This is a genomic window from Flavobacterium rhamnosiphilum, from assembly GCF_004349195.1.
GTDB lineage: Bacteria > Bacteroidota > Bacteroidia > Flavobacteriales > Flavobacteriaceae > Flavobacterium > Flavobacterium rhamnosiphilum.
In genome coordinates, this window is the sequence record NZ_SMLG01000024.1 from 1 (window position 1) to 4993 (window position 4993).

Genomic DNA, 4993 nt, shown 5'->3' on the forward strand with positions numbered 1-4993 from the left:
AGATTTATCTGGACTCACACAATATACGATGAAGAGTTTGATCCTGGCTCAGGATGAACGCTAGCGGCAGGCTTAACACATGCAAGTCGAGGGGTATAGTTCTTCGGAACTAGAGACCGGCGCACGGGTGCGTAACGCGTATGCAATCTACCTTTCACAGAGGGATAGCCCAGAGAAATTTGGATTAATACCTCATAGTATAACGACTCTGCATGGAGATGTTATTAAAGTCACAACGGTGAAAGATGAGCATGCGTCCCATTAGCTAGTTGGTAAGGTAACGGCTTACCAAGGCAACGATGGGTAGGGGTCCTGAGAGGGAGATCCCCCACACTGGTACTGAGACACGGACCAGACTCCTACGGGAGGCAGCAGTGAGGAATATTGGACAATGGGCGCAAGCCTGATCCAGCCATGCCGCGTGCAGGATGACGGTCCTATGGATTGTAAACTGCTTTTATGCAGGAAGAAACACTCGGACGTGTCCGAGCTTGACGGTACTGTAGGAATAAGGATCGGCTAACTCCGTGCCAGCAGCCGCGGTAATACGGAGGATCCAAGCGTTATCCGGAATCATTGGGTTTAAAGGGTCCGTAGGCGGTTTAGTAAGTCAGTGGTGAAAGCCCATCGCTCAACGGTGGAACGGCCATTGATACTGCTAAACTTGAATTATTAGGAAGTAACTAGAATATGTAGTGTAGCGGTGAAATGCTTAGAGATTACATGGAATACCAATTGCGAAGGCAGGTTACTACTAATGGATTGACGCTGATGGACGAAAGCGTGGGTAGCGAACAGGATTAGATACCCTGGTAGTCCACGCCGTAAACGATGGATACTAGCTGTTGGGAGCAATCTCAGTGGCTAAGCGAAAGTGATAAGTATCCCACCTGGGGAGTACGTTCGCAAGAATGAAACTCAAAGGAATTGACGGGGGCCCGCACAAGCGGTGGAGCATGTGGTTTAATTCGATGATACGCGAGGAACCTTACCAAGGCTTAAATGTAGATTGACCGGTTTGGAAACAGACTTTTCGCAAGACAATTTACAAGGTGCTGCATGGTTGTCGTCAGCTCGTGCCGTGAGGTGTCAGGTTAAGTCCTATAACGAGCGCAACCCCTGTTGTTAGTTGCCAGCGAGTCATGTCGGGAACTCTAACGAGACTGCCAGTGCAAACTGAGAGGAAGGTGGGGATGACGTCAAATCATCACGGCCCTTACGCCTTGGGCTACACACGTGCTACAATGGCCGGTACAGAGAGCAGCCACTGGGTGACCAGGAGCGAATCTATAAAACCGGTCACAGTTCGGATCGGAGTCTGCAACTCGACTCCGTGAAGCTGGAATCGCTAGTAATCGGATATCAGCCATGATCCGGTGAATACGTTCCCGGGCCTTGTACACACCGCCCGTCAAGCCATGGAAGCTGGGGGTGCCTGAAGTCGGTGACCGCAAGGAGCTGCCTAGGGTAAAACTGGTAACTAGGGCTAAGTCGTAACAAGGTAGCCGTACCGGAAGGTGCGGCTGGAACACCTCCTTTCTAGAGCTTGAATGTTAGTTACTTCGGTAACACTTTCAAGAAAGAAGACGAAAGTTCGAATTGGAAACAAATATTAAAATTTTATTACTCTTGCTGTTAGTTCAAATAATACCATTTAAGAATAAGAGTGTCTCGTAGCTCAGCTGGTTAGAGTACTACACTGATAATGTAGGGGTCGACAGTTCGAGTCTGTCCGAGACAACTATTTAACTTAAATAAAAGAAGAAATTCTAGAGTTGAGGAGTTATGAATGTTATTCATAATTCATAATTCACAATTCATAATTAAAAAAGATTGGGGGATTAGCTCAGCTGGCTAGAGCGCCTGCCTTGCACGCAGGAGGTCAACGGTTCGACTCCGTTATTCTCCACAAGAAAGTACAAAGAGAAAAGTACAAAGTATCAAGACGTATGTCTTAATACTTAATACTAAAATCTTACTACTTGTTAAAGTTCATTGACATATTGAGATAAGAAAATAATAAAAAGTAGAAAGCATTTTTTGCTTGTTTATCATTAGACAAGTAAAAGAAACGGTCCTAATTAATTTTAGGATTGGTACAATAAGCAAAATAAGGGCGTATGGGGGATGCCTTGGCTCTCAGAGGCGATGAAGGGCGTGATAAGCTGCGAAAAGCTACGGGGATTGGCACACACGATATGATCCGTAGATACCCGAATGGGGCAACCCACTATGTTGAAGACATAGTACACCGATAGGTGGGCAAACCCGCTGAACTGAAACATCTAAGTAGGCGGAGGAGAAGAAAACAAAAGTGATTCCGTAAGTAGTGGCGAGCGAACGCGGATTAGCCCAAACCAATGTTGTTACGGCAATATTGGGGTTGTAGGACCACGCGATTTGTTGCGGATAGAATTAGAATTTACTGGAAAGTAAAGCCAAAGAAGGTGATAGCCCTGTATAAGTAATAGAAGATAACGATAGTGGTATCCTGAGTAGGGCGGGACACGAGAAATCCTGTCTGAATTTGGCGGGACCATCCGCTAAGGCTAAATACTCCTGAGAGACCGATAGTGAACCAGTACCGTGAGGGAAAGGTGAAAAGAACCGTGAATAACGGAGTGAAATAGATCCTGAAACCATACGCTTACAAGCGGTCGGAGCCCTTTCGTGGGGTGACGGCGTGCCTTTTGCATAATGAGCCTACGAGTTAACGTTGCTGGCAAGGATAAGTGGTTAAGCCACGGATCCGTAGCGAAAGCGAGTCTGAATAGGGCGCTTTAGTCAGTAGTGTTAGACGCGAAACCGTGTGATCTACCCATGGGCAGGTTGAAGCTGTGGTAACACACAGTGGAGGACCGAACCGGTTGACGTTGAAAAGTCTTCGGATGACCTGTGGGTAGGGGTGAAAGGCCAATCAAACTCGGAAATAGCTCGTACTCCCCGAAATGCATTTAGGTGCAGCGTTATGCGTAAAGTTATATAGAGGTAGAGCTACTGATTGGATGCGGGGGCTTCACCGCCTACCAATTCCTGACAAACTCCGAATGCTATATAATGTTTCATAACAGTGAGGGCTTGGGTGCTAAGGTCCAAGTCCGAGAGGGAAAGAACCCAGACCATCAGCTAAGGTCCCCAAATATACACTAAGTTGAAAGAACGAGGTTTGTCTGCCCAGACAGCTAGGATGTTGGCTTGGAAGCAGCCATTCATTTAAAGAGTGCGTAACAGCTCACTAGTCGAGCGGACGAGCATGGATAATAATCGGGCATAAGTGTATTACCGAAGCTATGGATTACCTATTTATTTAGGTAGTGGTAGGGGAGCATTCTCACAGGGTAGAAGGTGTATCGTAAGGTATGCTGGACCGGTGAGAAAAGAAAATGTAGGCATAAGTAACGATAATGCGGGCGAGAAACCCGCACACCGAAAGACTAAGGTTTCCACAGCTATGCTAATCAGCTGTGGGTTAGTCGGGACCTAAGGCGAACCCGAAAGGGACAGTCGATGGACAACGGGTTAATATTCCCGTACTACTTATTACTGTGATGGGGTGACGGAGTGATGAAAGCGCCGCGAACTGACGGAATAGTTCGTTGAAGTACCTACCTATAAGCTGCGCAGGCAAATCCACGCGGCTTGGGGAAATACGATAGTACACGGAGACTTCGGTTGAAGTGATAGTGCGCCTAAGGGCTTCCAAGAAAAACCTCTAAACTTCAGGTAATGAGTACCCGTACCGCAAACCGACACAGGTAGTCGAGGAGAGAATCCTAAGGTGCTCGAGAGATTCATGGCTAAGGAATTAGGCAAAATAGACCCGTAACTTCGGGAGAAGGGTCGCCAGCAGCAATGCTGGCCGCAGTGAAGAGGTCCAGGCGACTGTTTATCAAAAACACAGGGCTCTGCAAAATCGTAAGATGAAGTATAGGGCCTGACACCTGCCCGGTGCTGGAAGGTTAAGAGGAGATGTTATCTTCGGAGAAGCATTGAATTGAAGCCCCAGTAAACGGCGGCCGTAACTATAACGGTCCTAAGGTAGCGAAATTCCTTGTCGGGTAAGTTCCGACCTGCACGAATGGTGTAACGATCTGGACACTGTCTCAGCCATGAGCTCGGTGAAATTGTAGTAGCGGTGAAGATGCCGCTTACCCGCAGTGGGACGAAAAGACCCTGTGCACCTTTACTATAGCTTAGTATTGACCTTGGATAAATGATGTGTAGGATAGGTTGGAGACTGTGAAGTGGCGTCGCTAGGCGTTGTGGAGTCATTGTTGAAATACAACCCTTTGTTTATCTGAGGCCTAACCCCGTAATGCGGGGGACATTGCTTGGTGGGTAGTTTGACTGGGGTGGTCGCCTCCAAAAGAGTAACGGAGGCTTCTAAAGGTTCCCTCAGTACGCTTGGTAACCGTGCGTAGAGTGCAATGGCATAAGGGAGCTTGACTGAGAGACATACAGGTCGATCAGGTACGAAAGTAGAGCATAGTGATCCGGTGGTTCCGCATGGAAGGGCCATCGCTCAAAGGATAAAAGGTACGCCGGGGATAACAGGCTGATCTCCCCCAAGAGCTCATATCGACGGGGGGGTTTGGCACCTCGATGTCGGCTCGTCACATCCTGGGGCTGGAGAAGGTCCCAAGGGTTGGGCTGTTCGCCCATTAAAGTGGCACGCGAGCTGGGTTCAGAACGTCGTGAGACAGTTCGGTCTCTATCTACTGTGGGCGCAAGAAATTTGAGTGGATCTGATTCTAGTACGAGAGGACCGAATTGGACAAACCTCTAGTGTATCTGTTGTCACGCCAGTGGCATCGCAGAGTAGCTACGTTTGGAAGGGATAAGCGCTGAAAGCATATAAGCGCGAAACCCACCACAAGATGAGATTTCTTTTAAGGGTCGTGGGAGATGACCACGTTGATAGGCTATAGATGTAAAGGCAGTAATGTCATAGTCGAGTAGTACTAATAACCCGTAAGCTTATGTACGCTTTTCC

The 4993-nt window shown here is 47.9% G+C and carries 2 tRNA genes and 2 rRNA genes; all 4 read left to right on the top strand.

Annotation, left to right across the window (positions count from 1 at the left end):
• Window positions 1–25: 25 nt before the first annotated feature.
• The 4 genes from E0I26_RS16280 (at window position 26) to E0I26_RS16295 (ending at window position 4985) form a co-directional block, all read left to right on the top strand.
• Window positions 26–1539, top strand: a 16S ribosomal RNA gene (locus E0I26_RS16280).
• A gap of 128 nt (window positions 1540–1667) precedes the next feature.
• Window positions 1668–1741 (top strand) — tRNA-Ile (locus tag E0I26_RS16285).
• Window positions 1742–1835: 94 nt separating this feature from the next.
• Window positions 1836–1909, top strand: a tRNA-Ala gene (locus E0I26_RS16290).
• 190 nt (window positions 1910–2099) lie between these two features.
• Window positions 2100–4985, top strand: a 23S ribosomal RNA gene (locus E0I26_RS16295).
• Together the 16S and 23S rRNA genes with 2 tRNA genes alongside form the textbook arrangement of a ribosomal RNA operon.
• The last annotated feature ends 8 nt before the right edge of the window (window positions 4986–4993 follow it).